Raw genomic sequence first — 26,160 nt, 5'->3', positions numbered from 1 at the left:
CGCTTCCGCGGGCTACGGTTCTGGGCATGACGCACGTAATCAGACCGGCAACCGCCCACGACGCCGCCCGGCTGGCCGGTCTCGCGGCCGTCACCTTCCCGCTGGCGTGCCCGCCGGGTTCTTCCCCGGAAGACATCGCCGCCCACCTCGCTAGTACACTCAGCGAGGCCAACTTCCGCAGCTACATTGCCGATCCTGGGGTCACCGTCCTGGTGATCGACGCCGGCGGTGACCTCCGGGGCTACAGCCTCCTGGCCACCCGCCCCACCGGGGACCCGGCCGTCGCTGCGGTCCTGACAGAACGTCCGTGGACCGAGCTGAGCAAGTGCTACGTGCATCCGGACCACCACGGCCTCGGCGCCGCAGCCGAATTGATGCATGCGAGTATCGGGGCAGCCGCGGCGGCCGGCGCCCGCGGACTGTGGCTCGGGGTGAACAGCCAGAATGCCCGCGCCATCAGGTTCTACGAGAAGTCCGGCTTCCGCAGGGTCGGCACCAAATCATTTACGCTCGGAAACACAGTGGAACACGACTTCGTGATGGAACGCCGGCTCACCCCGTGACCAACCCGACAGTGCCCGGGGGAATGGAGCCGGCCCGGTGCGGGTTGCGGTGGATATGAAGATTGAAATCTGGTCCGACGTCGCTTGCCCCTGGTGCTACATCGGCAAGCGCCGCTTTGAAACCGCACTCGCGGCCTTCCCGCACCGCGATTCGGTGCAGGTGCTCTGGCGCAGCTACCAGTTGGATCCTTCCCTGCCGGACCACTACGACGGCACGACCCTGGAGTACTTGAGCACCCGCAAGGGTATGGCCCCGGCCCAGGTCGCCGGAGTGTTCGCACATGTGGCGGAGCAGGCCAAGGGCGAGGGCCTCAACTACCGTTTCGACGACGTCGTTGTCGCGAACAGCTTCAGCGCCCACCGGCTGATCCACCTCGCCGCCGCGCACGGGTTCCAGGATGCTGCGAAGGAGCGGCTGCTCAGCGACCACTTCGAACACGGCAAAGATATCGGCAGCCAGGACTACCTGACCTCACTGGGTCTGGATCTGGGGATCGGTGCTGCCGAATTGGACGAGCTGTTCAGCACCGACAAATACGCCGATGAGGTGCGGCTGGACTTCGAAGAAGGGCGGGCGCTGGGTATCACCGGTGTACCGTTCTTTGTGATCGACCGCAAGTTCGGGCTCTCCGGCGCCCAGCCCGCCGAGACGTTCGGCAACGCCCTCGAACAGGCCTGGCAGGAGAGCCGCCCCCTGACGATGGTCCCGGCCGGCGCCGGCGGCGCCGCTGAAACTGCGGCGGCCTGCGGACCGGATGGTTGCGCCGTCTAACGGCTGCCGCGGCTGGCGACATAGCGCATTTTGCTGACAGATCGCGCTAAAGTGTCCGTATGCCCAGGATTTCGGCGGCGAACAACGCCGCCCAACGCGCCGAAACCCAGCGGCGTATCCTGACCGGTTTCGGCGAGCTCCTCTTTACGCATGGCCTGCCGGGGCTGACGATGACCGACGTCGCACGGCATGCCCGGATTGGCCGGACGGCGGTCTACAACTACTACGCGGACATCGAAGAACTGCTGATTGCGTACGCGCTGGATCAGACGGGGCGTTTTCTGGTTGACCTGAGGCAGTCCCTGGATTCCTTGGAGAACCCGGTGGACCGTCTGGCCCGCTACGTCCGCGCCCAGGTTGAGGACCTCAGCCGGCGCCACCTGCCACCCGGACCCGCAATGGCCACAGTGCTCTCGCCGGCATCGTTCGCAAAACTCGCCGGCCACGTAGGGGAGCTCAGCCAGCTGTTGCAGGGCATCCTGCGGGCCGGCATGGCCCAGGGTTACCTGCCGGACGCAGACGTCATCCAGCTGGCGCAGCTTATCCACGGCACCCTCTCATCCAGTGCCGCCCGTGGCGACGGTGCGTCCGGGGACGCCGAGGCAGAAACCCGGCTGGCCCGGACGGTGCGTTTTATCCAACTGGGCGCCGGTGCACGGTTTGACGGCGAAGGCCGGCCCGTCCGCCGAATCGTCTAACCGCCGGGAGCGGGCGTGACCGCAGGCGTAATGGAACCCGGCTCATCCACTACCCGGCGGCCCTCCCGCGGACAGCTAAGCTTGCCGGGGGTTTGATCGACCAGTTCCGGCTTCGCGAGTTCCTTAAAGTCCCCGGTGAGGACAACGTCCACGCTGGGGTCCGTCCTCCCGTCCTGGAAATAGTCCGAGCCCGGCAGGTTGCGCTGCACGCTGAACGCCGCGGACTGGCCGGCGGCACCGGAGACAACCAACGCCACCCCGCGGTAGCCCGACGTCGAATTGTCGACGGCGCCGACCAGGAACTTCCGGGCCGCGAACTCGTCGGCCACGGTGCGGGCCAGACCGGGGCGGGATGTTGAGTTATAGACATTGAGGTTGATCTTCTCCGGCGGCGTGTAGTCAAAGCTCGCCGCCGGGCAGGCGGACGCGGCCGTCTGGCTGGGCTGCGCCGTCGGAATCTTAATCTGCCCGTTCATAATCGCGACCGCCACCACAATCGCGGCCGTAACCAGTCCCACCAGCAGCACCAGCACAACGCCGTGGCGGATGCGTCGCCGCATTCTGACCGGATTCTCGTGCAGTTCATCATTCGCCACAAAGGTGGCTCGCAAATCCGCGCCGGTGATGACCTGGTGCCCATGCAGGACCCTGACGTCCTTCGGCTTCCTAGCCATTTATCACCAGAACGCGTGCGTGGATCGCAGTGCGCTGGTGCAGGGCAGTCCGAAGGGCACGGTGCAGTCCGTCCTCGAGGTAGAGGACGCCGCGGTATTCCACCACATGCGGAAACAGATCGCCGAAGAACGTGGAGTCCTCCGCCAGCAGCGCCTCGAGGTCCAACGTGCGCTTGGTGGTCACCAGCTCATCCAGCCGGACCGGCCGCGGTGGCAGCGACGCCCAATCTTTAGGCGTGTGGTAACCATGGTCGGGGTACGGGCGGCCCTCGCCCACGGCTTTGAATATCACCCGGCAAGCCTATGGAACTTGGCTGGCCAAGGGAATCCACCACTCCCCTAGCGGGAGGTTGTGGCCAAACGGTAACCATCTGTCACACCGTCGAGTCGAAGCTGTCACAGTGCCCATCTTCCGGCAGCACGGCTTTCAACGGATCCATTGGTGCCTGGCTGCTGGAAGAATGGGGTCATGACAACTGCCGAGATCAACGCCTCCCTCACGCCGTCGACTCCCCCGCTGGCACTCCTGCTCGACGTCGACGGTCCGGTAGCGAGCCCCGTCACCCGCACGGTGCAGCCGGAGATCATCGCGGACCTGCTCGCGCTGGCCGGGGCCGGGATCCCGGTGGTCTTTAATACCGGCCGTTCGGCCGACTTCATCCGTGAACAGGTGATGGAGCCGATGATTGCCGCGGGAATGCCGGCCGGCACCCTGATCCATGCGGTATGTGAAAAGGGCGCTGTCTGGTTCAGCTACACCGCTGCGGGGCCCGGCCCGGTGCATGTCGACCATGAACTGGCCGTTCCCCGGGCTTTCAGCGATGACGTCCGCCGGCTCGTGGCGGAGGACTACACCAGCCACATGTTCTTCGACGAAACCAAGCTGGCCATGGTCTCCGTCGAACAGCACATCGCCGTCGAGAGCTCCGACTACCAGGCCGAGCAGCAGCTCTTCGACGCCGACGCCATCGAACTGATGTCCCGGCATGGTCTGGGAGTCGTGCGGCTGGACCATCACGTACCGGACTCCGATGACCGGGTCGACTATCGGGTGGATCCGACCATCATCTCCACCGACATTGAGTCGGTCCGGCTCGGCAAGGACCTCGGCGCGAGCCGGGCCGTGGAACTGCTGGCAGCGCAGGGCGTTACCCCGCAGGCCTGGCGCACGGTGGGCGATTCCCGCACCGACTACGCCATGGCCGACTGGCTGCACCACAACGACCATCCGGTGAAGCATGTCGATGTCCGGCCGGCCGACGGTGTCCCGGTAAAACCTTACGAGGTCCTCACCGCGGCGGATCTGGGTTTGGGTGCGGAAGTCATCCACGACGACGCCGGCGCGGCCTTCCTGCGCAGCTGGCGCCTAGCCCTGGCGGGCTGAGCCGGCCGGCCACTTCCGCAGCATCCCTGCCGCGGAAATTCCGGCCGATTTTGGGGCGGGCGTTATCATGCAAGTAGGCACCCACTCACGCAAAGAATCACGGAGAACCGAAATTACAGACGCAATGGTCCAGGACGAGATCTATTACGGCAGCCAGGCATCCGTGGACGCCCACGACGAGGTCACCTCCGCGGCTGCGGTCGCGAGATTCCGTACCCGCCAGCACGTCGTGCGCCGGCGGGGCCGCTACGGCCTGATCAACGAAAACCGCACGCCGTACCAGGCCATGGTCGAGGACCTGATGCTCATCAGGTCGGTGCTTGACGACGCCGGGCTCGACTACCTCCTGGTCCGGGGCAATAACGACCGGCCGGTCATCGCTGTGGACTGGAAGGACCGCAAGAAACTCCGCAGCGCCCTCGTCACTGCCTGCCGCGACGAGCCTTTCTACTCGATGACCGTTGACGCCAAAAAGAAGTCCTCCGTCCTGGTTGCCGACGGCGAACTCTCCCCCAACCGGCAGGCCCGGATCTTCCGGTTGTACCGTCCGCGGGTCGAGCCTGAGGGCGGCTTCGAGTTCGGCGCCTCGGCCGGCGTGCAGCTGGAACTGTGGAGTTTCGAGGGGGACCAGCTGATCCTGCCGATCGAGAACTCGTTGACCCGCCGGACACTGCTGGCCCAGGACGCCGTCCGCGGCACGGTGGAGCGCTACGGCCACACTTGGCCCACGATCGAGAACATGTTCGCTGACCACGCAAGTGACATCAGCTTCGACGTCGACATCGTGTTCTCCTGGGTGGACGGCAGTTCCCCGGAGTACATTGCAGCGCGGCGCGCACGGATGGCCGGCGTTGTGGTGGGCGAAGGCGACGACCACGAAGCCCGTTTCCGCCAGATCGACGAACTCAAGTACGCGCTGCGCTCGGTGTACATGTTTGCGCCCTGGGTCCGCCGGATCTTCATCGCCACGGACTCGACCGCGCCGGCCTGGCTTGCGGACCACCCGGGAGTGACGATTGTCCGCAGCGAAGAGTTCTTTGCGGACCCGTCCGTGCTGCCCACCCACAACTCACAGGCCGTGGAGTGCCAGCTTCACAACATCGACGGCTTGTCCGAGCACTTCCTGTACTCCAACGACGACATGTTCTTCGGCCGTGCCGTCGGACCGGACATGTTTTTTACCCCAGGCGGCATCACGAAGTTTATTGAAGCCGAAACCCGGATCGGGCTTGGGGACAACGACGCCGAGCGCAGCGGCTTCGAAAACGCTGCCCGGGTCAACCGAAAATTGCTCTGGGACCGCTTCGGCCGGATCACCACACGGCACCTGGAACACACGGCCGCACCGCTGCGACGCAGTGTCGTGGCCACGATGGAACAGGAATTTCCGGCCGAATTCGCAAAAACTGCGGCCAGTACCTTCCGCGCGGCCGACAACATCTCGGTGACCAACTCGTTCTACCACTACTACGCCCTGCTCACCGGCCGGGCCGTTACCCAGACGGCGGCAAAGGTGCGCTACGTGGACACCACCGCCAGGGCCGGCCTGAACTACCTGCCAAAACTGCTCGCCAAGCGGAACATGGACTTCTTTTGCCTCAATGACGGAAGCTTCCCCGAGGTTGCCGCTGAGGAACGGGCCGAGCTCGTGACTGACTTCCTGGAGAAGTATTACCCGATCAAGGCCCCCTGGGAAAAGTAGCCGGGCGCGGGCCGCGGGGCGAAACCAACATCGCCCTCCGGCCGCGGTCACCGGACCGGGGTCCCGGCGGGCGACGGCGGGTCCTGCGCTAGCTGCGGGAAGTCAGGCGGCGGTTGCTGGGGGTCCTGGCCGGATCCTCAAGCTTCGCCTTGGCCGGGATGCGGATCCCGGCCGCCGTGATCCGCCGCTGGACCTCCGCGGCCGGAACAATCTCGCCGACCGCGGGTGTGTCGCCGAGCAGGACCACGGAGTGCACAATTGTGTGCTCATAGACGTGCACGAGATTAAACGCCTGGCCGCCGTCGCGCCCGCGAGTTCCGCCGACCGGAACGTTGAGGTCCTGCGTGTAACACGTGGCTGACGCTACCGAGACCGGGATCCCGGCGAAAGTCGCCGTCGTCGAATAGTGTAGGTGGCCACCCAAAATTGCGCGAACGTCGGAGTTCCGCAGGACCCCGGCCAGGGCCGCCTGGTCCCGCAGCTCGACGAGGACCGCGAGATCCAGGACCGAAGGCACCGGCGGGTGGTGCAGGGCCAGGATGGTTCCATCCGGGGCGGGCGTGGCGAGTTCGGCCGCGAGCCACTCCAGTTGCCCGGGGCTCAGCTCGCCGTGGTGGTAGCCCGGAACCGAGGTGTCGAGGGTGATGATCCGCAGCCCGTTGATGAAATACGTATGGTCCACGGGGGAATCGTCGGCCGGGACGTCCAGCAGGCCGGTACGGAAGTTGGCGCGGTCGTCGTGGTTTCCCATTGCCCAAATGACCTTTGCCCCGAGGGCCTTGCAGGCGGGCTCAACAATGGCCCGCAGTTTGGCGTAGGCCGCCGCTTCGCCCCGGTCGGCCAGGTCGCCGGTGAAAATCACGGCTTCCGGGCGGGCTCCGGAGGCCTGCACTTCGTCAAAAAGTTGTTGGAGCAGGGATTCGCTGTTGACCACACCATGGAGTGGATCCGGACCTCCCAGCAGGTGGGGGTCACTCAGATGGAGTAGAAAATGACGTGGCCGGGGGTGTTCGGCCTCGATGAGCTCCATTGCTACCTTCCTGGTTGGGTGGAGGCTGTAGCCCCCAACGTCCCTCTCAGTAAGGTCTATCCAACCAGACAATCGGCGAACAATGCGCAAACTCCAGTAGGCATGTTTGAAAAAAAGACAACAACGAGTATTCCGGCGAACGCATACTTGCCCCGCTATGCGCTCGCCGGAACGTACTTACTCAGGCACCTGGCTGCTAGCTCAGGTAGCCGTTCGGGTTCAGCACGTACTTCGTGGCGGCGCCGGCGTCGAACTCCGCGTAGCCCTTCGGCGCTTCCTCCAGCGTGATCGCCTTGGCGTTGACGTTCTTAGCGATGTGGACCCTGTCATGCAGGATCGCCATCATCAGCTGGCGGTTGTACTTCATCACCGGGCACTGGCCGGTGGTGAAGCTCAGCGATTTGGCCCAGCCGGTCCCGAGGCTGAGCGAGAGCGCCCCCTTTTTGGCCGCTTCGTCCACACCGCCTGGATCCCCCGTGACGTAGAGCCCCGGAATGCCCAGGGCGCCGCCGGCTGCAGTGATTTCCATCAGCGAGTTCAGCACCGTTGCCGGCGCTTCCTTGGCGTCGTGGCCGTGTCCCCTGGCTTCGAAGCCGACGGCGTCGACGCCGCAGTCGACCTCCGGGACGCCCAGCAGCTGTTCGATCTGCTCCGCCGGGCCGCCTTCGCTCAAATCCACGGTTTCGCAGCCAAAGCTGCGCGCCTGCGCCAGGCGGTCAGCGTTCATGTCACCGACAATAACGACGGCGGCGCCCAAGAGCTGGGCGCTGGTTGCCGCAGCCAGCCCAACAGGGCCCGCCCCGGCGACGTAGACCGTGGAACCGACTCCAACGCCGGCGGTAACAGCGCCGTGGAAGCCGGTCGGGAAGATGTCCGAGAGCATGGTCAGGTCCATCATCTTCTCGAGCGCCTGGTCCCGGTCCGGGAACTTCAGCAAGTTCCAGTCCGCGTACGGTACCAGGACGTAGTTGGCCTGGCCGCCGACCCAGCCGCCCATGTCGACGTAGCCGTAGGCGCTGCCCGGACGGTCCGGGTTGACGTTAAGGCAAATACCGGTCTTGCGTTCCTTGCAGTTGCGGCACCGTCCGCAGGCGATGTTGAAGGGAACCGAGCAGATGTCCCCCACCTTGATGAACTCGACGTCGGGCCCTACTTCGACCACTTCGCCGGTGATTTCGTGCCCCAGCACCAGGTCTGAGGGAGCGGTGGTGCGGCCGCGGACCATGTGCTGGTCCGAACCGCAAATGTTCGTGGCAACGGTTTTGAGGATTACGCCATGGCGCACGGAGCGGCCCACGTTGGCGGGGTTGACCCCCGGACCGTCTTTGAGTTCGAAGCTGGGGTAGTCGATGTCGATAAGCTCGACCTTTCCCGGCCCCTTGTAGGCAACGGCTTTGTTCCCTGTCATCACATTCCTCCTGGTTTCACGGACCCGCTCTGAGAGTCCGGTAGTGATTCACGAAGCGTACTGACATACCGTCCCCAGGCACGCGCAGCAGAGCGCCAGCGCGCACGAGCGCGTTGGCGCCGTGGGCATGCCCGGTGTATCTGGAAGGTCCGGCCAGTCTAAGTCGGTAAGCCTGCTTAGGGATAGGGGTCCTTGTCCCCTTGCAGTCCGGGACCCAGCTCTCAGCTAAGGGCCGAGCGAACGGCTTCCAGTACTTCGGGCGAATCCGGACCGACGGTAGGAGCAAACCGGGAAACCACTGCGCCCTCACGGTTCACAAGGAATTTCTCGAAGTTCCACTTCACCAGCCCCGGCAGGAAGCCGTTTTTGAATTTCGTCAGTTCCGCGTAGAGAGGGTGCTGGTTTTTGCCGCGGACGTCGGCTTTGGTGCTGAGTGGAAAGGTCACACCGAAGTTCCGTTCGCAGAATTCCGCGATCTCGGAGTCCGCGGCGGGTTCCTGGCCGGCAAACTGGTTGCAGGGCACCCCGAGTACCTGAAAGCCCTGATCCCGGAACTTATTGTGAAGCGCCTCAAGCCCGGCGTACTGCGGGGTGAAACCGCACTGCGACGCCACGTTGACCACCAGCACCACCTCCCCCTTGAACCGGCCAAAGTCGGTGCTGGTGCCGTCGATAAGGGTGAGCGGAATGCTGTGGAGATCGGTCATAGCGGGGTTCCTCGCGAAGTTGGTAGGGAGTTCGTGCCCGGAGCAGTGATCCGGATTGGTCACGACTGTCATTCGATACCAACGTACGCGGGTATGGGTCGGGGCCTGCTACGGCCCCGGAGGCAGCGACGGGACGGGTACCCGCGGCGCAGTCAGCGGCGTGGGCTCGGTCGTCGGGGTAGGGGTAGGGGTGGAGGCGGGGGTCACTGTGGGTGTGGGCGTCGGCGTCGCGGTGGCCGGCGTCGTTGGCGGCACGGTGGGCGGTGTGGGCGCGGGCGGGGTCGTTGGCGGGGTCGTTGGCGGCGTCATGGTGGGCGGTGTGGGCGCGGGCGTCACGGTCGGTGGGGTCGTCGGCGTCGCGGTTGGTGTGGGCGCGGGCGGGGTCGTTGGCGGCGTCATGGTGGGCGGTGTGGTGGGCGGTGCGGGCGCGGGCGGGGTCGTCACGGGCGGGGTCGTCGGCGTCGTGGTGGGCGGTGTGGGCGCGGGCGGGGTCGTCACGGGCGGGGTCGTTGGCGGCGTCATGGTGGGCGGTGTGGTGGGCGGTGCGGGCGCGGGCGGGGTCGTCACGGGCGGGGTCGTCGGCGTCGTGGTGGGCGGTGTGGGCGCGGGCGGCGTCGCGATGGACGTCGTCGGCGTCGCGATGGACGTCGTCGGCGTCGCGATGGACGTCGTCGGCGTCGCGATGAGGTTTGGCAGTTGCGGCATCACCGTTGCGGGTGCTGCTTGGGCGCCGGACTCGCCGCTCCGGTCGCGGGAACCCGGGATCGCCCAGCCAAGTGAAGTATTCGACGGCAGTCCGGCATTGGGCGCGTAGCTGGTCATCACCAGGGCGCCAAGCTGGTCCGTCTGCACCGTCGGTAGGAGGATCCATTCATGGGGGTTTTTGTGGGAGCCGTTGAGGATGGTCTCAAAATGCAGATGGCAGCCGGTGGAGGACCCGGTGGTTCCCACCCTCGCAATGACCTGGCCAACCCGAACCGAGTCGCCCTTTTTGACGGCGATCCCCTCAAGGTGGTTGTAGGTGGTCACGAGGCCGTTGCCGTGATCGATTTCCACACGGTTTCCGCCACCCCAGGGGTGCCAGCCGACTGCCCGCACCACTCCGGCGTCGGCGGAATAGACCCGGGTACCGCATGGCGCCGAGTAGTCCTGGCCCCAGTGGAATTCGCCGGGCGCTCCCGAGATGGGGCTGATTCGCTGCCCAAAGGGAGAGGACTCGTGGAGGGATTCGAGGGGAGCCATCAGGAAGCCTCCTGCGGGCCGTTTCAATCCGGCAGATGCAACGTTGAGCTGCACGGCTACGCCGTCCCTGGGCGTCGTCAGGACGCTTGACCGGTTGTAGGCCAGAAGCGCCAGTGCGTCGGCGGTGAATGATGTGGCGGCCAAGGCGCCAACAGCCGAAACGGCGGGGATGCCTCCACCGTCCGCCGCCAGGGTGCCCGGACCTACGACGCCGGAGGCCAGCACTCGGGCCGGCAATCCGGCAGTTCCGCTGCCCGCGAGCCCCTGGACTCCGAAACTCAGCACCGCAAGGGAGAGGCACAAACCCCCGGACAGAAGGCGCCCAGCAAAGATTCGGGTTCTAGTGGCCTGCCCACCCGATGAGTTTCCCCAGTGTTTTCCCACGATGTGGCTCCCGCATCCTGTTCGCCGATCGCAAATACCTCGGACCGACGTTCTTATGGGACCACATTCGTCGTGGCCTGTGAACCGCAAAAACCCGCGGCTTTCAAACTCGAGTGGGCAGCACAGTAGTTCCGCGCCCAGCGGCGAGTATCTGGCACCGCGGCTGTGGGTGAGAATGGGAGTATGCGCAATGTCCTCAGGGAATGGCAGGCCGAACTAAAGCAAACGTTTTCCGGGTCCCGGGACGAGGTCCCGGAATGGGTGCCCCGTCTTGCGGAAGGCAACGACCCCGGCTACCACCTGCCAGGCTCGGCAGTCTGGGCCGTGCATGGGGACATGACACCGATTGTGGCGGGCATTCGGGCGCTGCTTATGCAGGCGCTCCATCCCGGCGCGTTGGCTGGCGTCCACGACCACTCCCGTTTCCGCGAGGATCCACTGGGCCGGCTTGCGGGGACGATCCGCTGGATCTTTACGGTTACCTACGGGTCAACCACCGCGGCCCGCGCTGCCTCCGACTGGGTGCTGCGGCTCCACGGATCGGTGCGCGGGGAATACGTGGACGGTCACGGCGTCGCGCGCAGCTACGCGGCTGATGATCCGGAATTGCTTCGCTGGGTGCATATCGCCTTCACCGACGCTTTCCTCTCGACGCACAAGATCTGGGGCCGGCCGATTCCTGGCGGTCCCGACGCCTACGTGCGTGAGTGGGCACAGGCCGGTGAACTGATGGGGGTGCAGTCGCCGCCGCTCAGCGAGGCGGCTATGCGCCGGCAATTGGACCACTGGTATGAAGCCGGCGAGCTCCGCTCCGACGGAAGGGTTGCCGAGACCGTGGCGTTCATCCGCAACCCGCCGCTCCACCCCGTGCTCAGACCGGGCTACCGGGTGCTGTTCGCAGCGGCCGTGGTCAGCCTCGAGCCCAAGTACCGGGACTTGCTGGGCCTGCGCACCGCCCGGCTGGGGCCCTTCCCGCTGCCGGTGCGGCTGGCGACGAAGGTTACGCTCAGCATCGTCCATCTCGCTTTGGGCCGGGTGGGCCCGAGTGAACAGGCTGCCCGGAATCGACTCCGCAGGCTGGGCTACCGGGCCTGAGGGCGCCGGGCCGTCATCTTCGCGGCAAGCAAAAAGGCCCCGGTCCAAGGGACCGGGGCCAAGCGCGGAGAATGGGGGATTTGAACCCCCGAGGGCGTTAACCCAACACGCGTTCCAGGCGTGCGCCATAGGCCGCTAGGCGAATTCTCCAGTAGCTTCTGAATCAAAAGCAGATACTAGAATACCTGAACTTCCCGGCATCGCCCAATTGGCCCCACCCCCGGCCCCACCGGACATGCCCCACGCTCACCGCGACCAATGGACATATGCCTATTGTGCCCTGCCTCTGCACTGGAAAATGAGCATGTCCGGCGGGATTTTCCCGGCTCGCAGCCCACGATTCGGGGCACACTCAAACGTCGGGTAAACTTGCTGACGGCCCCTCATGTGGCGTCATCCTGTTGAACTCCCCCAGGACCGGAAGGTAGCAAGGGTAAATGGGCTCTGGCGGGTGCATGAGGGGTCTTTTATGTCTGTGCCGATTGGTAGGGTTTAGCTGTGACTGTTACTACCGCCCTTTACCGTAGATACCGCCCTGATTCGTTCGCGGACGTTATCGGGCAGGAACACGTAACCGAGCCGCTGATGACCGCTCTGCGCAAGAATCGCGTGAACCACGCCTACCTCTTTTCGGGCCCCCGCGGCTGCGGAAAAACGACTTCCGCCCGCATCCTGGCCCGTTGCCTGAACTGCGCCGAGGGCCCCACGGATACCCCTTGCGGCAAGTGCCCGAGCTGCGTCGAACTGGCCCGGGGCGGCTCCGGGTCCCTCGACGTCATCGAGATCGACGCCGCCAGCCACGGCGGTGTCGACGACGCCCGCGACCTGCGCGAACGGGCAACCTACGCTCCCGTCCGCGACCGCTACAAGATCTTTATCATCGACGAAGCCCACATGGTCACCTCAGCCGGCTTCAACGCCCTGCTCAAGATCGTCGAAGAGCCGCCGGAACACATCAAATTCATTTTTGCCACCACGGAGCCGGACAAGGTCATCGGCACCATCCGTTCCCGTACACACCACTACCCGTTCCGCCTCGTGCCGCCCGAGCCGCTGATGGCGTACCTGGAGCTGCTCTGCAGGCAGGAAGATGTCCCCGTGGCGCCGGGCGTGCTTTCGCTCGTTATCCGCGCCGGCGGAGGTTCCGTGCGGGACTCGCTCTCCGTCCTGGACCAGCTTATGGCCGGCGCCGGACCGGACGGCCTGGACTACGAGCTCGCCGTTGCCCTGCTGGGCTACACCCATGCGACGCTGCTCGACGACGTTGTGGAGGCCGTCGCGGCCTCCGACGCCGCCACCGTGTTCCGCGCAGTGGACCGGGTCATCCAAACCGGACATGACCCGCGCCGGTTCGTGGAGGACCTGCTCGAACGCTTCCGCGACCTCATCATCGTCCAAGCCTTGCCGGAGAGCGCCCAGTCAATTCTCCGCGGCGTTCCCGCCGACCAAATCGCGCGTCTGCAGAACCAGGCACACAACCTGGGCGCGGCAGAGCTGTCCCGGGCAGCGGACGTCTCCAACACCGCTCTGACCGAGATGACCGGTGCGACGTCGCCGCGGCTGCACCTGGAATTACTCTGCGCCCGGATCCTGCTGCCGTCTTCGGAGCAGACAGAGCGCGGCATTGCCGCCCGAATCGACCGGGTGGAACGCCGCCTGAATTATGCCGGAAACGACGTCGGGGCCCCCCTTGCCGCCCCAGCGGTCACGGCCGCCCAGGCCCCGGACGCTACCGCAGCGGCGGCTGCCCCCGCGGCGGCGGCTCCGGCGCCTGCCGTTCCGGTGCCTGCAGCCGCCACTCCGCCGGCCGCCGCCGTTCAAGCGGCCCGGCTGCCCGACGCTGAACCGGCCAGGGAAACTCTCACTCCGCCGCGTGTCAGCACCCGGGACTGGCCCGTCACTGAGCCGGCGGCGGTCAACCCGGCGGCCTCCGGACCGGCGCCGGCGCGCGAGGCAGCTCCGCCGGTGCCGGCGGTCGCTGCCCCGTCCGCTGTGGCCCAAATCCGGCCCGCCCCCTCCGCCGCGTCAACAGCTCCCGCTGCTGCTAATGGCACCGGATCCGGGGCCGATGTCGAAGTCCTCCGCCGCGCATGGCCCGAGATCCTGCAGACCCTCAGCAAGATCAAGCGGAGCACCTGGGCCCTCGTCGAACCAAATGCCCAAGTGGGGCACTTCGAAGACCATGTACTGACGCTCGCCTTTAATACCGCGGGCCTGGCGGGCGCGTTCGGGCGGGCAGATCACTCGGAGAATCTGCGGCAGGCGATCCACAAGACGATTGGCATCGAATGCCAGATCACTGCCGTGGCCAGTGGAAGCAACAGCGCAGCGAGCTCTGAGCCAAACCCAAAAGCACCCGCTAGCCGGGACGTCCCGGCCACGCCCACCGACGCTGGCTGGAGCCTGCCCACGGCCGCGGCGGAGCAAAGTGCTGCGCACCAGGACGCCCCGGCCACCGCGCTGCCACCAGGGCCTGCGCCGGCCGAAGATGCTCCAGCGGCGGCCCCGGCACCCGCTGCCTCTGCCTCTGCCTCTGCCTCTGCGCCTACGCCGTCGCACGCTCCGACAGAAACCACGCCGGAGGAACCCCGGACCGCCGTTCCGGCAGCTTCGGCAGCGAACGAACACCCGGGACCGGTCCAGGACCCGGCCGGCTCCTACGCCTATCCCGACGACGATTGGGGACCGCCGCGGGACGAAGACGCTCCGCCGCTGGACGAGGAACCGCCGATGGACTGGGACCCTTCGGCCCCAGCTGCCAGCGCCGCCCCGCAACCGGCAGCCTCAGCTGTACGCAACAGGCCCGCCGCACCCGCCCGCGCCGGGGCTGCCGCCAAAACAACCCCGACCGCCGTTCCGCCGGTCGAAGCGCCAGCCCCTGCCGACGACCCCTGGGGCCGTGCCCTCGAGGAAGCCCCCGGCGTCTGGACCGTCGGCACCGACTCCAACGTCGGAGGCTACCGGCGCGAGGAAACCGTCGCTGCCACCCCAACGCCCGAGCCCGATCCACCGCAGTATGAACCAGCAGCGGCACAGGTCCCGCAGTACGCCGCGGCAGTGTCGGCTTCCGCGTCCTACCAGCCCGTTGCCTCTTCGAACGGGTGGGGAGATTCCGCGGAGCTGGTGCCGGCCGTCGCTGCCTCCGAGCCAGCGTCAACCAGCGGCGAGCCCGTTGCCCTGCACGCCACGCCGGTGATGGCGCCCGCGGACCTGGCAACCCCACCATCCGCTGGCAGGCAAAGCCTGTACCAGCGCCTCTCCAACAGCCCTGAGGCCGAAGCGGGCCGCGCCAAGGCCCCGGCCCGCGCCGCAGCCGCGGTCAACACCTATGTCCAGGACGTACCCAGCGCCGACGACGAGACTATCGAAGAATCAGGCGTCTTCGGACGGGCCGCCGTGGAACGCATCCTGGGCGGAAAACTCGTGGAAGAACGGTCCTTGGACGGCAGCGCACTGCCGCCGCGGTTCTAGCCGCCCCGCCGCAGGCCACCGACCCCCCCCACACACAAAGACGAACGAGGACAAAGTGTACGAAGGTGCAGTTCAAGAGCTGATCGACGAGCTCGGACGGCTTCCCGGCGTCGGGCCCAAGTCCGCCCAGCGGCTGGCTTTCCACATCCTTGAAGCCGACCCGCAGGACATGAAGCGGCTGGCCGATGCCATCATCACTGTCAAAGAGCGGGTGAAATTCTGCACCGTCTGCGGGAACGTCACGGAGCAGGAACTCTGCAACATCTGCCGGGACCCGCGCCGGGACCCCTCGATCATCTGCGTCGTTGAAGAATCCAAAGACGTCCTTGCCGTCGAACGCACCCGATCTTTCCGCGGCCGTTACCACGTGCTTGGAGGGGCCATCAACCCCATCGCCGGTGTTGGCCCCGAGCAGCTCCGGATCCGTGAGCTGCTCACCCGGCTCAACGACGGGGCCATCCAGGAAGTCATCATTGCCACCGACCCCAATCTGGAGGGCGAGGCAACGGCTACCTACCTGGCCCGTATGCTCAAGTCGATCGGGATCGCCGTCACCAGGCTGGCGTCGGGACTGCCCGTGGGCGGCGACCTCGAATACGCCGATGAGGTCACGCTGGGCCGTGCGTTCGAGGGCCGCCGCAACGCTCTGAGCTAGTCCACCCGGGATGATGAACGCCGCCTCGGCCCCACCTTGGCACACTAGCGCCTAACCGGCCCGGGGGCGTTTACCTCGGAGCAACCTCACGCCGTCGGACTGCCGCAGCCCCTCCGTTCAGGAAAATCCCGGCCAGCACACCCTGGCCGGCCAACCCGCTGAGAGCCAACGGGATCTGCAGTCCGGATTCTTCCAACGGCTCCGCTTCAAGACACGGGACATGCCGGCCTTCGGCGGCGGCCTGGAGTTCAACCGGCAGCCAGCGGAGGGAGTCCGGCGGAGACGATGGGTCCCCAAGCAGCAGGGTAAATATAATCACCGGGTTCGAAACCGCCAGCCAGAAGATCCGCTCGGTGTGGAAGACCTCGGCAATCCCGGCAAACTCGGGCGAACATTCAAAATGCACCACCCGGCCCAAGTCATCGCGCTCGACATTGATGGCCACCAGCACCGGCTCGTCAGCGCGAACCGCCGGCAGTAGAGCGACCACTGCCACCACGTTTCCCAGCACCAGAAAGGCCGCAACAACGCAGGCGGCGGTTCGCGCGGCACCGGGACGGAGCCAGGCAGCGGCGCCGGCACCAATCCCACCGAACGCCGCAGAAGCCACCACCATAACGATTGCCGCAACAACCGCTGCTTCAACCGGCCCGCCGGATCCAAAGGCCGGCACCAGCAGGAAAACGAAGGCAGCCAAAGCAAACGCGACACCCCGCGACGCAGCCTCGAACCAGCGTGGCAGCGGGCCAGCGCCGCCGCCCCGTTCGGACACCGGCTCCGAAGGCGAGGGGCAATGGACCCGGCTGCGCCAACCGAGACCCCACAGCACCCCCGCTAACGCCGCGACCATTGTCAACGCCGCCGCGGTCAGAATGTACGCCAAACGGTACGAATCGCCGTGGAGTTCTTCGCCGGCACCCAGGACCGCGACCAGCAACATGGCCAAACCCCACGAAGCCAGCGATACCGCTGCCGACGCGAGCCAGAACCTCAGCGTGCGCACGGCCAGCAGGCGTTCGTGAACGGCTGCCCGGACTACGCGGGTCATGCGGCCGGCGGCCTGGAATGGCCCGCCGTCCCGGTCGTCGCCGCTCTGCCCGTCGCCGACCCCGGGCGCGGCATCCGGAGTGGCCCCGGCGCCGATCAGCTCATAGCCAAACTCTTCCCCATCCTGGTCCACCGTTTGAGCCTCCGACCTAGTGGACATGTCCAGCACCCGCGTCCCTGAACGGACATACCCGCCATATGCCCAATCCTGATCCGCGAGGGAGAGCATGTCCAGAGGAAATGAGGGGGCCCGTCTGCCATTCGGTCACAATGAAGCAACCGACGGGACACGGCGATAAACTGGGCTGAGAAGTTACGCCGTCGCGCCGTTTGGTTGCCTGGCCCAGAACCCCGATGATCCAGTGAGGGTGCGCGCATGAGTTTGCCCACTACCGAAGTCCACTCCGGACCGCAGCCGCTAACGCTGCCCGTCACGGCCGCCCCCACCAGGCACCTGGTGGTCAAGAAATTCGGCGGTTCCTCAGTAGCGGATGCTGCGGGGATAAAGCGGGTGGCCAAGCGGATCGTCGACGCCCAGAACGCCGGTGACGAAGTCGTTGTGGTCGTCTCGGCCATGGGCGACACCACCGATGAACTACTGGACTTGGCCGCACAGGTCACCGATGCGGCGCCGGCCCGGGAAATGGACATGCTGCTCTCAGCCGGTGAACGCATCTCGATGGCCCTGCTCGCCATGGCCATCAACAAGTTCGGCGCTTCGGCACAGTCCTTCACCGGCTCCCAGGCCGGCATGATCACCGACGGCATCCACGGCAAAGCCCGGATCATCGACGTCGACCCGCACCGCATCCGCACCGCCCTGGACAAGGGACACATTGCGATCGTCGCAGGCTTCCAGGGCATGAGCCGCACCACCAACGAGGTCACAACGCTGGGCCGCGGCGGTTCGGACACCACAGCGGTGGCGCTGGCCGCCGCCCTCGATGCCGACGTGTGCGAGATCTTCACCGACGTCGACGGGATCTACACCGCAGATCCCAGAGTTGTACCGTCCGCGCGCAAGATCGACCGGATCTCCAGCGAGGAGATGCTCGAACTGGCGGCGTCCGGCGCCAAGATCCTGCACTTGCGCTGCGTCGAGTATGCGCGCCGTTTCGGTATGCCGCTGCATGTAAGATCCTCCTTTAGCCAGAACGAAGGCACCTGGGTCCTACCCGGCGCCGACGACAAGATCCCAACCCAAGAAGGAGTTGCCTTGGAGCAGCCAATCATCTCCGGTGTTGCCCACGACCGTTCCGAAGCCAAGGTCACGGTCGTCGGGGTTCCTGATATTCCCGGCAAGGCCGCGGCGATCTTCCAGGTCATCGCCGATGCGCACTCGAACATTGACATGATTGTCCAGAACGTATCCACGCACGGCACCGGCCGGACCGATATTTCCTTCACCCTGCCGATCGTCGAGGGCGCCGACGCCCTGGCCGCCCTGCACGCCGCGCAGGACCGGATCGGCTTCGAAAGCATCGAATACAACGAAAAGATCGGAAAGCTGTCGCTGATCGGCGCCGGCATGCGGTCCCATCCCGGTGTCTCTGCGCGGTTCTTCGCGGCGCTTTCGGAGGCCAGCATCAACATCAACATGATCTCCACCTCGGAGATCAGGATTTCCGTCGTCACGCACGCTGATCTGCTCGACGACGCCGTTCGCGCCATTCACAAGGCTTTTGACCTGGACAGCGAGGACGAGGCAACGGTCTACGGCGGTACCGGCCGCTGACCGGAACGGCGGGACTCGGCGGGGATTCACGCCGGACGCGGCTAGCCAGCCGTCATTAAGACAAGACACCATTATTGAAGGCAGGGACCGGCGCCGGCCGCTCCCTGCCCGTTACGCCCGGGACCTTTGCGCCCCCTCCGGCGAATGCTCAGGCTTCCTGGTTCCGGAGATCTTCCTTTCGGACAGCGTAGTGATGTCCCTGCGCATCGGTCTCCACTTCGAAACCGGCGAGGTCCACTTCGGAAGCCCGCTCAAAGTCGTCGTGCTTGTGCACGACCGGCGAGGAGGTATCCCCCCTCGAAGCAGTACCGAAAAAGAAACCTATCCAGGACGACGGGTGCAGGTGCTTTCCGAGGGCAGCTTTCCGCAGTGCGAGTGCCACAATTCCCACCCCCTCTCCAGCGTCCGGGCCATGCTGAACGGCCACGGCTGCGTGCGGGGCCAGTGCCCTCATTTTACGCCCGACGGCGGCAAAAGGCGCCGGGCGGCCCGAGACCAGGGCCGGACGCGGTCCCGGAGCCCCGGCCTTGCTGCGGCTCAGCGCAGTGACTTGTCATCGGGGTTGCGCGGCACAACATAGGTGCTTCCGTCCGGCCTCCGGAGGGTCTCCCACTGCTGGGTTTCGGCTTCGCGCGCGGCCAGCAGCTGCCGGTTCTGTTCCGTCATCTCATGGCCGAGGGCGCTGCGGTTGGCGGGGCCGAAGATCATCCGGAGCTTGCCGGTGGCACGCATAAAACGCTGCGAGCCGTTTTCGGCTTTTTCGTTGGCCATCACAATCCACTCCTAGAACGGGACGATGACTCCAGTGTACGCTAATGATTAGTACACGAACTATCTAGGAGGCCAGATGACGGAATCGACCGGGGAAGCCCGGGACGACCTCCTGCTCGAGCACCAGCTCTGCTTCGCTCTTACGGTGGCCTCCCGGAGCGTCGTCGGCGCCTACAAGCCGGTGTTGGACCAGCTCGGCCTGACCCACCCGCAATACCTTGTGATGCTTTGCCTCTGGGAATCCAGCCCCCGCTCCGTACGAGACATCAGCGCTGCCATCGCCCAGGAACCGGCAACGATTTCGCCCCTGCTCCGCCGCCTGGAGTCGGCCGGATTCATCACCCGCCAGCGCGTGCCCGGCAACGAACGGACCCTTGCCGTGGGCCTGACGCCGCGGGGTGCGGCGTTGCGGCAGCAAGCGACAGCCGTGCCCGGCACCATGATGGATCGGCTGGGCATGACCCGTGAACAGGTCAGCCATCTGCACAGCGCCATGATGGGCCTGATTGCTGCCACAAAGACCCCCGTCGAGCTGCCGCCGCGGCGGTAGACTGGGCAAAACACAGGAGGACTGCTGATGCGCAAGCAACTGAGCCAGGCGGCGTTCGTTCTGATGGCAGTGGCCGGACTCGCCGCCTGCTCGCCAGGAACAACACCGACGCCGTCGACCACCGCCACCGCCCCGACGGACGGGACCAGCACTGCCCCGACAGGCACACCCTCGCCCGATGCCGAAACAAAAACGCCGGCACCTGCGCCGTCCGCCGCCTCCGCGACCCCGGGGCCGGGACTGGGCAACGCCGAACTCGCCATCAGCGTCAAACCGTCCGCGTCCGGCACACCCGCAAACTTCACACTGGTCTGCGTGGACGGAGTTCCCTCCGCCGAGAGCCAGCACCCCAACGCTGCCGCAGCCTGCACCGCCCTGAAGAACGACGCAGCGCTCCTGAGCCCGCAGCCCCGGCCAAAAGACCAGGCCTGCACCCAGCAGTACGGCGGCCCGCAGGAGGCCACGGTCACGGGCGTCGTGGACGGACGTCCGGTCGAAACAACGTTCAGTCTGCGCGACGGCTGCGAGATCTCCGCCTGGAACGCCGCCAAGGACGTCCTGGGCTCCACCGGCGGAGCTGTCTAAACTGCAGGGACTTTCCACAGATCACTGGCTGCCCCGCCAAGCTGCCCACCACGCGCGTGTCCGCCGCTACGCGGACCCTTACCTCGCCCGGCGTTCGGCGGGCAAGAAGCACCCGGTAGAGGACTTTCTCTTCACCTACTACACCCAGAAACCCGGGCAGTTGCTGCGCTGGCACCCCGGCGCCGGCGTCGTACTGTCAGGGCCCGCCGCGGCCGAGCGGACCGGCTGGAAGTACTACCGCGCGGCCGACGACGGCGAACTCGCCGCCGCGGGGCTGCCGCCGGGCACCGCGGCTGCCACTGTCGACGTCGAAGCCTTCGTCCGGGACCGTCGGGAGGCCCTGGTATTCGCCGGGATTATCCTGGCCGGGACTGCGGCGCGCCCGGCCCAATTCGGCTGCTTTGGGCTGCACGAATGGGCCATGGTCTACCGGCAGGATAAGTTCGAGCTTCGGCACGAATACCTCCAGCTGCGGCTAGGCTCCGAACGGACCGACGAAGTGGTGGAGCAAAACCGGATCCGCTGCTCCCACTTCGACGCCTTCCGTTTCTACACACCGGACGCGGTTCCGCTCAACAGCCTGGCGCCAAGCCGGGAAAACCAGCGGTCCATGGAACAGCCCGGTTGCCTGCACGCCAACATGGACCTCTATAAGTGGGCCTACAAGCTTGCCCCGCTGCTGCCGAGTGAGCTGGTGATGGACTGTTTCGAGCTCTCCTGGCGGATCCGGGCCATGGACATGCAGGCATCCCCCTATGACCTGGACGAGTGGGGCTATCCCGCCATCCTGATCGAAACACCCGAGGGCAAAGCCGCCTATATCGAATACCAGCGGGCTTTTTCGACCGAAGCGCAAGACCTGCGGGAGCGGTTGCTGCGGGAGCTTGCTCCCCTGCTGCGGTCGATACGGTCCGGCCCTGACATCGAACGTACAAAAGGACAGTAATGACCCACAATCACCACGAGATCGATCTCACCGTTCGACTGACCGAGGCACCGGGCGCCCCGGAACACGTTTTTCAGCTGTCGGCAAGCGACGGCGTCCTCGCGGCGGGATGTACCCTGCCGGATGCCACCGCCGCCCTCGCTGCCGTCACACAGCATGGGGAGGACATGTTCTTCCCCCGGCCCGGTCCGCCGAAATTGTGCACCCAGCAGTACGGCGGTCCGCAGCTGGCCGTGGTCACCGGGTGGTTCCTGGGCCGGGAAGTCACCAGCCAGTTCAGCCGCACGGACGGTTGCGAGATCGCCCGCTGGCGGGCCATGGCGCCGCTGCTGGGCGGAGTGGCGGGTTCCACCGGCGCGATCTAGGCTGGCCGCCTGCGTCCGGCAGGACGCAGGAACGGCAACGGCCGGCAGTGCAGGAACGGCAACGGCCGGCGGTGCAAACCGCCGGCCGTTGCCGTTTTGTCAGGACTGGAACTGCGCCTAGACGGCGTTGTTGGGAGCGCTAAGTTCCTCGTTCTGGAACTTAGCCTGCTCCTTCTTCACCTTTTTGCCCTTGTCCTTTTTGTCCTTTTTGTCCTTGCCGTCGTGGCTTCCGTCGCCGCTGTCACCGGGACCGTCATTGCTGTCCTGGTCCTCAGAGGTCGGCGGCACCACCACGGCGCCTGCCGGAGTCACGAGCACACTGACAAACGTCGGCTCGCTGGTGCCGGCGAACGTCACCCGGCCGATGTAGGAACCGACTGCCAGGTTCTTCCATTTCAGCGTCACGACTCCGGACTTGCCGTTGGCAAGACGCAACGGGTTGGGCGTCAACGTCGCGTTGCCGACATTGGAGCCGAGCACAGCTGCATCGACGCTCGCCTTCGTGGCCTGGCCGTTGGGGCTGGCGTAGAGGTTCACGAAAATCCGGTAGGTTCCCGGGGTCGGGTTGGGGATTGAGAGCGACTCGCTCGCAGACGAGGTTGCGACCTGGATCAGCTGGTTGGCGGGATTCACCACATACATATCGAAGTCGGCATTCGGGTCCGCGGAGTAGACCGAGAGCTTGGCCAGCGGGCTGCCGGCCGGCACCTGGACGGCTTTGGCGAAGTTCGAGGCGTTCGTAACCCCAAGGGCCACCGGACCGGGGACCAGTTCAACGGCAGAGGAGTCCGCCTTGGATAGACCGTCCAGGGTCATGTTGATGGCATTGTTGGTGCCCGAGACAACCTTGAGGTCACCGGAGCCGGTGCCGCCCTCGGAGGTGAAGGCAACATCCTTGGAGGTGACGACCGACTGCGGACGGACCGCGATCGGGGAAGCCACGTTCTTGTTGGCGCCCTGCCAGGTCAGCGAGCCCATGGCGAACTTGCCCAGTGCTGCGCTCTGATTCTCGAAGGAGACCTTGAAGTTCTTCTTCTCCCCTGCCGTTCCGAACGTCAGGATGGACGGGGTTACCGTGACCTTGACACCGGGGACGTCGGCCTTGACCCGGTAGGTGCCGGGGGTCAGCGCGGTCAGGGTCCGGGTTACTTCGATCTTGCCGGTCAGGTTGCCCAGCGAGAACGACGGGACGTTCATGTCGCGGGCCTTTGTGCTGCCCAGCCCCGGGATGCCGAGGTCCACTCCGGTGCCCTGGATGAACTTCAGGTAGTCGTCTTCGTTGGCGTCGTACACCAATCCAGGGTCCAGCATGCGGGCCGGATCAACCTGGCCTGCGCCGGTGGCGAGGACATCGGTGTTCTTGCTGCCGTCGGCATTCTTGATGTCACCGGCGGTGGTCATCATCGCGGACTTGACCGTGGCCGGGGACCACTTCGGGTTCTTGCCGAGGACCAGTGCGCCGAAGCCGGCGACGTGCGGAGCCGCCATGGAGGTACCGGACAAAAAGCCAAAGTTGTCCCCGCCGGTGCCTATCGGCGAAACGCCCGCCAGGACTGCAACGCCGGGGGCAGTCACATCAGGCTTCAGCAGGTCGGATTCGGTTGCCAGCAGCGGGCCGCGGGACGAGAAACCGGCGATCTGCGGCTGGGCCTCAGGCGCCAGGCCGGTGGTGTCCTTGTTGACCAGGGAAACCGTTATGGCCGGGTTGGCCGTGACCTTGGCCTTGATGGTCTCGGTGGCCGGCGGGTTGACGTGGACGGTCGGGACGGCGTGCTTGTCCGTGTCCAGCGAGGAGTTGCTCAGGTTGACGAGGATCATGCCGACACCGCCGCCGCGCTGGACTTCCTTGCTCTTGGCGACGCGATCGAAGACGCCGCGGTCACAGACCACTACCTTGCCGGCGACTTTCGCCGGGTCCAGTGTGTCCGGACCGCAAAGTGCTGCGTTGGGGTTTCCGGCCGTGGCGGCCGCGTTGGCAGCCAGCACGACGCCGGCACCCTTGACTTCGCGGTTCATGATGCTGGCGCCGCGGAACTTGCTTCCGTCGGAGAACTCGACGGTGCCCTGCAGTTCCTGCGAGAAGCTGCTGGCAGCGACAGTCGTGACCCACGGTTCACCGTGGTTCACTGTGCTCGCCGTCGGGCCGGAGTTGCCGGCCGATGCTGCCACGAAGATTCCGGCGGAGGCGGCCGACAGGAACGCCATGGAGACCGGATCGGTGGTGGTGGAGGTGGCGCCGGAAATCGAATAGTTCAGGACATCCACACCGTCGTAGATGGCCTGGTCGACTGCGGCGATCGATGAGGAGCTGTAGCAGCCGCCGCTGTTCGGGTCGGTATCCTCCCAGCAGACCTTGTAAACAGAGAGCTTGGCCGCGGGGGCGATGCCGCTGGTCAGACCGAAGCTGCGACCGTCAACGAAAGTCTCGACGTTCGCGTTCCCGGCAGCGGTACTGGCCGTATGCGTGCCGTGGCTGGCGACATCGACCGGGGAGATCTTCTCCAGCGGGGAGCGTTCTTCCGCCGGAACGTACGTCAGGAAGTCATCGGCGAAGTAATGCGCCGCGAGGACTTTGGAGTTGCAGGCGGAGCCGTCAAAGTCTGCGCCGGTACCCTCGCCTTTCTGGCACTCGCCGATGAAGGTATCGCCGTCGGACTTGAGCATTGCAATCTTGCCGTCGTCGGTGCGGTACGGCACGCCAACGACGGGATCGCCAACGAGCGGCATAACCTGGTCGCCGGCGAAAAAGGCGCTGGAGGGGGTGTAGCCGGTGTCGATGACACCCACGACAACACCCTTGCCGGCGGCCGCCTGGCCGCCGAACTTCGTGCTCCAGGTGCCGTTGGGGCCGCTGAGCTTCAGGAAGTCAGTGCTCGAGTAGTCCGGGGCATTTTCGGTATCCGGAGCAACCACCAGCACGCCGGGGTCCTTGGCCAGCTTGATGGCCTGGTCCCCCGTGAGGTTTGCGCTGAAACCGTTGACGGCCGCGGTGAACTGCCGCTTGATCCGGACGTTCTGCTGCCCGGCGACCTCGGCCTGCTTCGCTTCGAGGTGGGCCTCGTAACGCTGGACGTCGGTCTTCCCGGTGTCGAGCTTCTTGCCGGAGTCCGGCTTGGTTGCCGCCAGCCCGGGCGTCCCGCCATCGTAGGTGGCCGCCGGTTTCTCATTGAGGACGACAATGTAGCGTCCGTCCTGGTAGCTGTTCGGATCCAGATTCTTCTGCGCAACTCCGGCGACGGGCGAGCCCATCGCGGGAGCCGCCGTGGCGGGCGCGATTGCGGCTGTTGACAAGAGAACCGGCAAGCCCAGGGTCAGTGCCGCGGCCCTCCGGAGTCCCCCGCTTCGAAGGAAGCTCTTTCCTGGTGATTTCACGTGTAGTTGAACCTTTCATAAGGAACGATACCGGCGGCGTTGCCGGGTCAGGGGACTGCGGCGGCACTACCGGGTCAGGGGACTGGCAGGACTGAAAGAGCTAGGAACCTCACGGCCCTGACGGATACCAGCCGATTCATACAGTACAGACTGAGAGCCGGTTATGACATAGAACACAAACAGGAAATCGAAATTTGTCACACAATTCGACAAGATCCTTGGGCCGGGCCGCCCGGGTGGGCCCCGGAGGCCGAATTGCGGCCCCCGGAAGAAAGGAGCCGGGCGTCTCGCCGGCACGCTACTCCCGCGGCGTCCTCACCAGTTCGCTGATCCCGGCGCGGGTCTTCTCGTCAAGCGGGCCGGCCACATTGCTTTCCCTGGCCTTCCGGTCCCCCATGACCTTCTGCAGGACCATCCTCCCGAGGCCCGCAAAAACGGCAGCAGCAACAACGGGCAACAGCACGGACTTCGTTTTCTCAGCCATAGGCACATGCTACTGACGGGGCACCGGGGTGACCAGAGCACTGCGGCGTCCCGGGCCGGAGGCGAAGGGCGCACCAGCGCCTGCGCCCGCCGCGCTGCCGGTGTTCACACTGCCCGCGCGAATGCGGCCGGACGCACCGCGGCCGGTAGAATAGGGATGCAAGCTCGCGGAGCGCCCTTTTACGCTGTCCTCACCACACAGCAGACCGGCGTGAGACGGCACCACTCCGCTGCGCCCTTACCCAACGCTCACGCACAGGAGTTGCCGGATGCCCCGGATCGTTGTCGACGTTATGCCCAAGCCCGAGATTCTCGACCCCCAGGGGAAGGCCATCGTGGGTGCACTCCCCCGTCTGGGCTTCACCGCGTTTAGCTCTGTCCGCCAGGGCAAGCGCTTTGAACTCACGGTCGATGGCGAGGTGACCGAAGAGATCCTGGCCCAGGCCCGGAACGCCGCGGAGACCCTGCTGTCCAACCCGGTGATCGAAGACGTCGTCAACGTCGAGGTCGTCGAGGCCTGA

At 65.9% G+C, this 26,160-nt stretch carries 25 protein-coding genes, 1 tRNA gene and 1 other RNA gene; 15 read left to right on the top strand and 12 right to left on the bottom strand.

Annotated elements, in window-relative coordinates; genetic code table 11:
• The first annotated feature begins 26 nt into the window (after positions 1-26).
• From QI450_RS00625 to QI450_RS00615, 3 genes are read left to right on the top strand one after another with little or no spacing between them, the layout of a single operon-like run.
• On the top strand, positions 27-563 hold the full coding sequence (locus tag QI450_RS00625; RefSeq protein WP_226775017.1) for a GNAT family N-acetyltransferase: 537 nt from the start codon (positions 27-29) through the stop codon (positions 561-563).
• 55 nt (positions 564-618) lie between these two features.
• Complete coding sequence (locus QI450_RS00620) at positions 619-1,335, top strand: DsbA family oxidoreductase (protein ID WP_226775016.1); 717 nt, start codon at positions 619-621, stop codon at positions 1,333-1,335.
• Positions 1,336-1,394: 59 nt separating this feature from the next.
• Positions 1,395-2,033 carry a TetR/AcrR family transcriptional regulator gene (locus QI450_RS00615; RefSeq protein ID WP_226775015.1) on the top strand — a complete coding sequence of 213 codons (639 nt, stop codon included), beginning with the start codon at positions 1,395-1,397 and terminating at the stop codon, positions 2,031-2,033.
• On the opposite strand, the gene QI450_RS00610 is transcribed toward QI450_RS00615, so the two are convergent.
• Positions 2,030-2,707: a LytR C-terminal domain-containing protein gene (locus QI450_RS00610; protein ID WP_226775014.1), complete on the bottom strand. Its 678-nt coding sequence runs from the start codon at positions 2,705-2,707 to the stop codon at positions 2,030-2,032. The two genes, QI450_RS00615 and QI450_RS00610, sit on opposite strands and share 4 nt — an antisense overlap.
• A complete protein-coding gene (locus QI450_RS00605; protein WP_226775013.1) occupies positions 2,700-2,999 on the bottom strand; it encodes a type II toxin-antitoxin system VapB family antitoxin in 300 nt (99 codons plus the stop codon). Before QI450_RS00605 ends, QI450_RS00610 begins: the two co-directional genes overlap by 8 nt.
• A 177-nt stretch (positions 3,000-3,176) precedes the next feature.
• On the opposite strand from QI450_RS00605, the gene QI450_RS00600 reads away from it, so the two are divergent.
• Complete coding sequence (locus tag QI450_RS00600; protein WP_226775012.1) at positions 3,177-4,091, top strand: hypothetical protein; 915 nt, start codon at positions 3,177-3,179, stop codon at positions 4,089-4,091.
• Between the two features lie 124 nt (positions 4,092-4,215).
• Positions 4,216-5,793: a stealth family protein gene (locus QI450_RS00595; RefSeq protein WP_282359574.1), complete on the top strand. Its 1,578-nt coding sequence runs from the start codon at positions 4,216-4,218 to the stop codon at positions 5,791-5,793.
• Positions 5,794-5,881: 88 nt separating this feature from the next.
• On the opposite strand, the gene QI450_RS00590 is transcribed toward QI450_RS00595, so the two are convergent.
• From QI450_RS00590 to QI450_RS00575, 4 genes are all read right to left on the bottom strand, one after another.
• The gene (locus QI450_RS00590) at positions 5,882-6,823 is read right to left on the bottom strand and encodes a phosphodiesterase (protein WP_282468072.1); all 942 of its coding nucleotides are present in this window, start codon (positions 6,821-6,823) and stop codon (positions 5,882-5,884) included.
• Between the two features lie 196 nt (positions 6,824-7,019).
• Positions 7,020-8,231: a formaldehyde dehydrogenase, glutathione-independent gene (gene fdhA / locus QI450_RS00585; RefSeq protein ID WP_226775009.1), complete on the bottom strand. Its 1,212-nt coding sequence runs from the start codon at positions 8,229-8,231 to the stop codon at positions 7,020-7,022.
• Positions 8,232-8,452: 221 nt separating this feature from the next.
• Positions 8,453-8,938, bottom strand: coding sequence for a glutathione peroxidase (locus QI450_RS00580; protein ID WP_226775008.1), 486 nt, complete (start codon positions 8,936-8,938; stop codon positions 8,453-8,455).
• A 108-nt stretch (positions 8,939-9,046) separates the two neighbouring features.
• Positions 9,047-10,483 carry a M23 family metallopeptidase gene (locus QI450_RS00575; protein WP_282468071.1) on the bottom strand — a complete coding sequence of 479 codons (1,437 nt, stop codon included), beginning with the start codon at positions 10,481-10,483 and terminating at the stop codon, positions 9,047-9,049.
• A gap of 264 nt (positions 10,484-10,747) precedes the next feature.
• On the opposite strand from QI450_RS00575, the gene QI450_RS00570 reads away from it, so the two are divergent.
• A complete protein-coding gene (locus QI450_RS00570) occupies positions 10,748-11,659 on the top strand; it encodes an oxygenase MpaB family protein (RefSeq protein ID WP_226774285.1) in 912 nt (303 codons plus the stop codon).
• Between the two features lie 65 nt (positions 11,660-11,724).
• On the opposite strand, the gene QI450_RS00565 is transcribed toward QI450_RS00570, so the two are convergent.
• Positions 11,725-11,809, bottom strand: a tRNA-Ser gene (locus QI450_RS00565).
• Positions 11,810-12,033: 224 nt separating this feature from the next.
• Between QI450_RS00565 and ffs the strand changes: the two genes are divergently transcribed.
• From ffs to recR, 3 genes are all read left to right on the top strand, one after another.
• An RNA gene (gene ffs, locus QI450_RS00560) (signal recognition particle sRNA small type) lies at positions 12,034-12,130 on the top strand.
• A gap of 27 nt (positions 12,131-12,157) precedes the next feature.
• The gene (locus QI450_RS00555) at positions 12,158-15,130 is read left to right on the top strand and encodes a DNA polymerase III subunit gamma and tau (protein WP_282359568.1); all 2,973 of its coding nucleotides are present in this window, start codon (positions 12,158-12,160) and stop codon (positions 15,128-15,130) included.
• 55 nt (positions 15,131-15,185) lie between these two features.
• Positions 15,186-15,785, top strand: coding sequence for a recombination mediator RecR (gene recR, locus QI450_RS00550; protein WP_226773925.1), 600 nt, complete (start codon positions 15,186-15,188; stop codon positions 15,783-15,785).
• A 70-nt stretch (positions 15,786-15,855) separates the two neighbouring features.
• Here the strand turns inward: recR and QI450_RS00545 are convergent, their stop codons facing one another.
• Positions 15,856-16,965: a hypothetical protein gene (locus QI450_RS00545; protein ID WP_226773924.1), complete on the bottom strand. Its 1,110-nt coding sequence runs from the start codon at positions 16,963-16,965 to the stop codon at positions 15,856-15,858.
• A gap of 243 nt (positions 16,966-17,208) precedes the next feature.
• Here QI450_RS00545 and QI450_RS00540 point away from each other — a divergent pair, with 243 nt between their 5' ends.
• Positions 17,209-18,567, top strand: a complete 1,359-nt coding sequence (locus tag QI450_RS00540; RefSeq protein WP_226773923.1) for an aspartate kinase — start codon at positions 17,209-17,211, stop codon at positions 18,565-18,567.
• A gap of 148 nt (positions 18,568-18,715) precedes the next feature.
• Here the strand turns inward: QI450_RS00540 and QI450_RS00535 are convergent, their stop codons facing one another.
• Both QI450_RS00535 and QI450_RS00530 read right to left on the bottom strand, forming a co-directional pair.
• Positions 18,716-18,910: a hypothetical protein gene (locus tag QI450_RS00535; protein ID WP_226773930.1), complete on the bottom strand. Its 195-nt coding sequence runs from the start codon at positions 18,908-18,910 to the stop codon at positions 18,716-18,718.
• A 194-nt stretch (positions 18,911-19,104) separates the two neighbouring features.
• Complete coding sequence (locus QI450_RS00530; RefSeq protein WP_226773929.1) at positions 19,105-19,338, bottom strand: hypothetical protein; 234 nt, start codon at positions 19,336-19,338, stop codon at positions 19,105-19,107.
• A 76-nt stretch (positions 19,339-19,414) separates the two neighbouring features.
• On the opposite strand from QI450_RS00530, the gene QI450_RS00525 reads away from it, so the two are divergent.
• The 4 genes from QI450_RS00525 to QI450_RS00510 are packed head-to-tail and all read left to right on the top strand — an operon-like array spanning position 19,415 to position 21,784.
• On the top strand, positions 19,415-19,888 hold the full coding sequence (locus tag QI450_RS00525; protein ID WP_226773922.1) for a MarR family transcriptional regulator: 474 nt from the start codon (positions 19,415-19,417) through the stop codon (positions 19,886-19,888).
• A 27-nt stretch (positions 19,889-19,915) separates the two neighbouring features.
• Positions 19,916-20,473: an SSI family serine proteinase inhibitor gene (locus QI450_RS00520; protein ID WP_226773921.1), complete on the top strand. Its 558-nt coding sequence runs from the start codon at positions 19,916-19,918 to the stop codon at positions 20,471-20,473.
• Positions 20,466-21,419, top strand: coding sequence for a 3-methyladenine DNA glycosylase (locus QI450_RS00515; protein ID WP_226773928.1), 954 nt, complete (start codon positions 20,466-20,468; stop codon positions 21,417-21,419). The genes QI450_RS00520 and QI450_RS00515 overlap by 8 nt, the downstream gene beginning before the upstream one ends.
• Complete coding sequence (locus QI450_RS00510; protein ID WP_226773920.1) at positions 21,419-21,784, top strand: serine protease inhibitor; 366 nt, start codon at positions 21,419-21,421, stop codon at positions 21,782-21,784. Before QI450_RS00515 ends, QI450_RS00510 begins: the two co-directional genes overlap by 1 nt.
• A 117-nt stretch (positions 21,785-21,901) precedes the next feature.
• Here the strand turns inward: QI450_RS00510 and QI450_RS00505 are convergent, their stop codons facing one another.
• Together QI450_RS00505 and QI450_RS00500 are read right to left on the bottom strand one after the other, a co-directional pair.
• Entirely contained in the window at positions 21,902-25,099 is a 3,198-nt protein-coding gene (locus tag QI450_RS00505) for a S8 family serine peptidase (protein WP_226773927.1), read from the bottom strand.
• A 355-nt stretch (positions 25,100-25,454) separates the two neighbouring features.
• The gene (locus QI450_RS00500) at positions 25,455-25,640 is read right to left on the bottom strand and encodes a hypothetical protein (RefSeq protein WP_226773919.1); all 186 of its coding nucleotides are present in this window, start codon (positions 25,638-25,640) and stop codon (positions 25,455-25,457) included.
• A gap of 268 nt (positions 25,641-25,908) precedes the next feature.
• Here QI450_RS00500 and purS point away from each other — a divergent pair, with 268 nt between their 5' ends.
• Positions 25,909-26,160 carry a phosphoribosylformylglycinamidine synthase subunit PurS gene (gene purS / locus QI450_RS00495; RefSeq protein ID WP_011690410.1) on the top strand — a complete coding sequence of 84 codons (252 nt, stop codon included), beginning with the start codon at positions 25,909-25,911 and terminating at the stop codon, positions 26,158-26,160.

The sequence above is a fragment of the Arthrobacter sp. EM1 genome, assembly GCF_029964055.1.
Taxonomy (GTDB): Bacteria; Actinomycetota; Actinomycetes; order Actinomycetales; family Micrococcaceae; genus Arthrobacter.
This window is presented reverse-complemented; position numbering and strand designations above follow the sequence as displayed.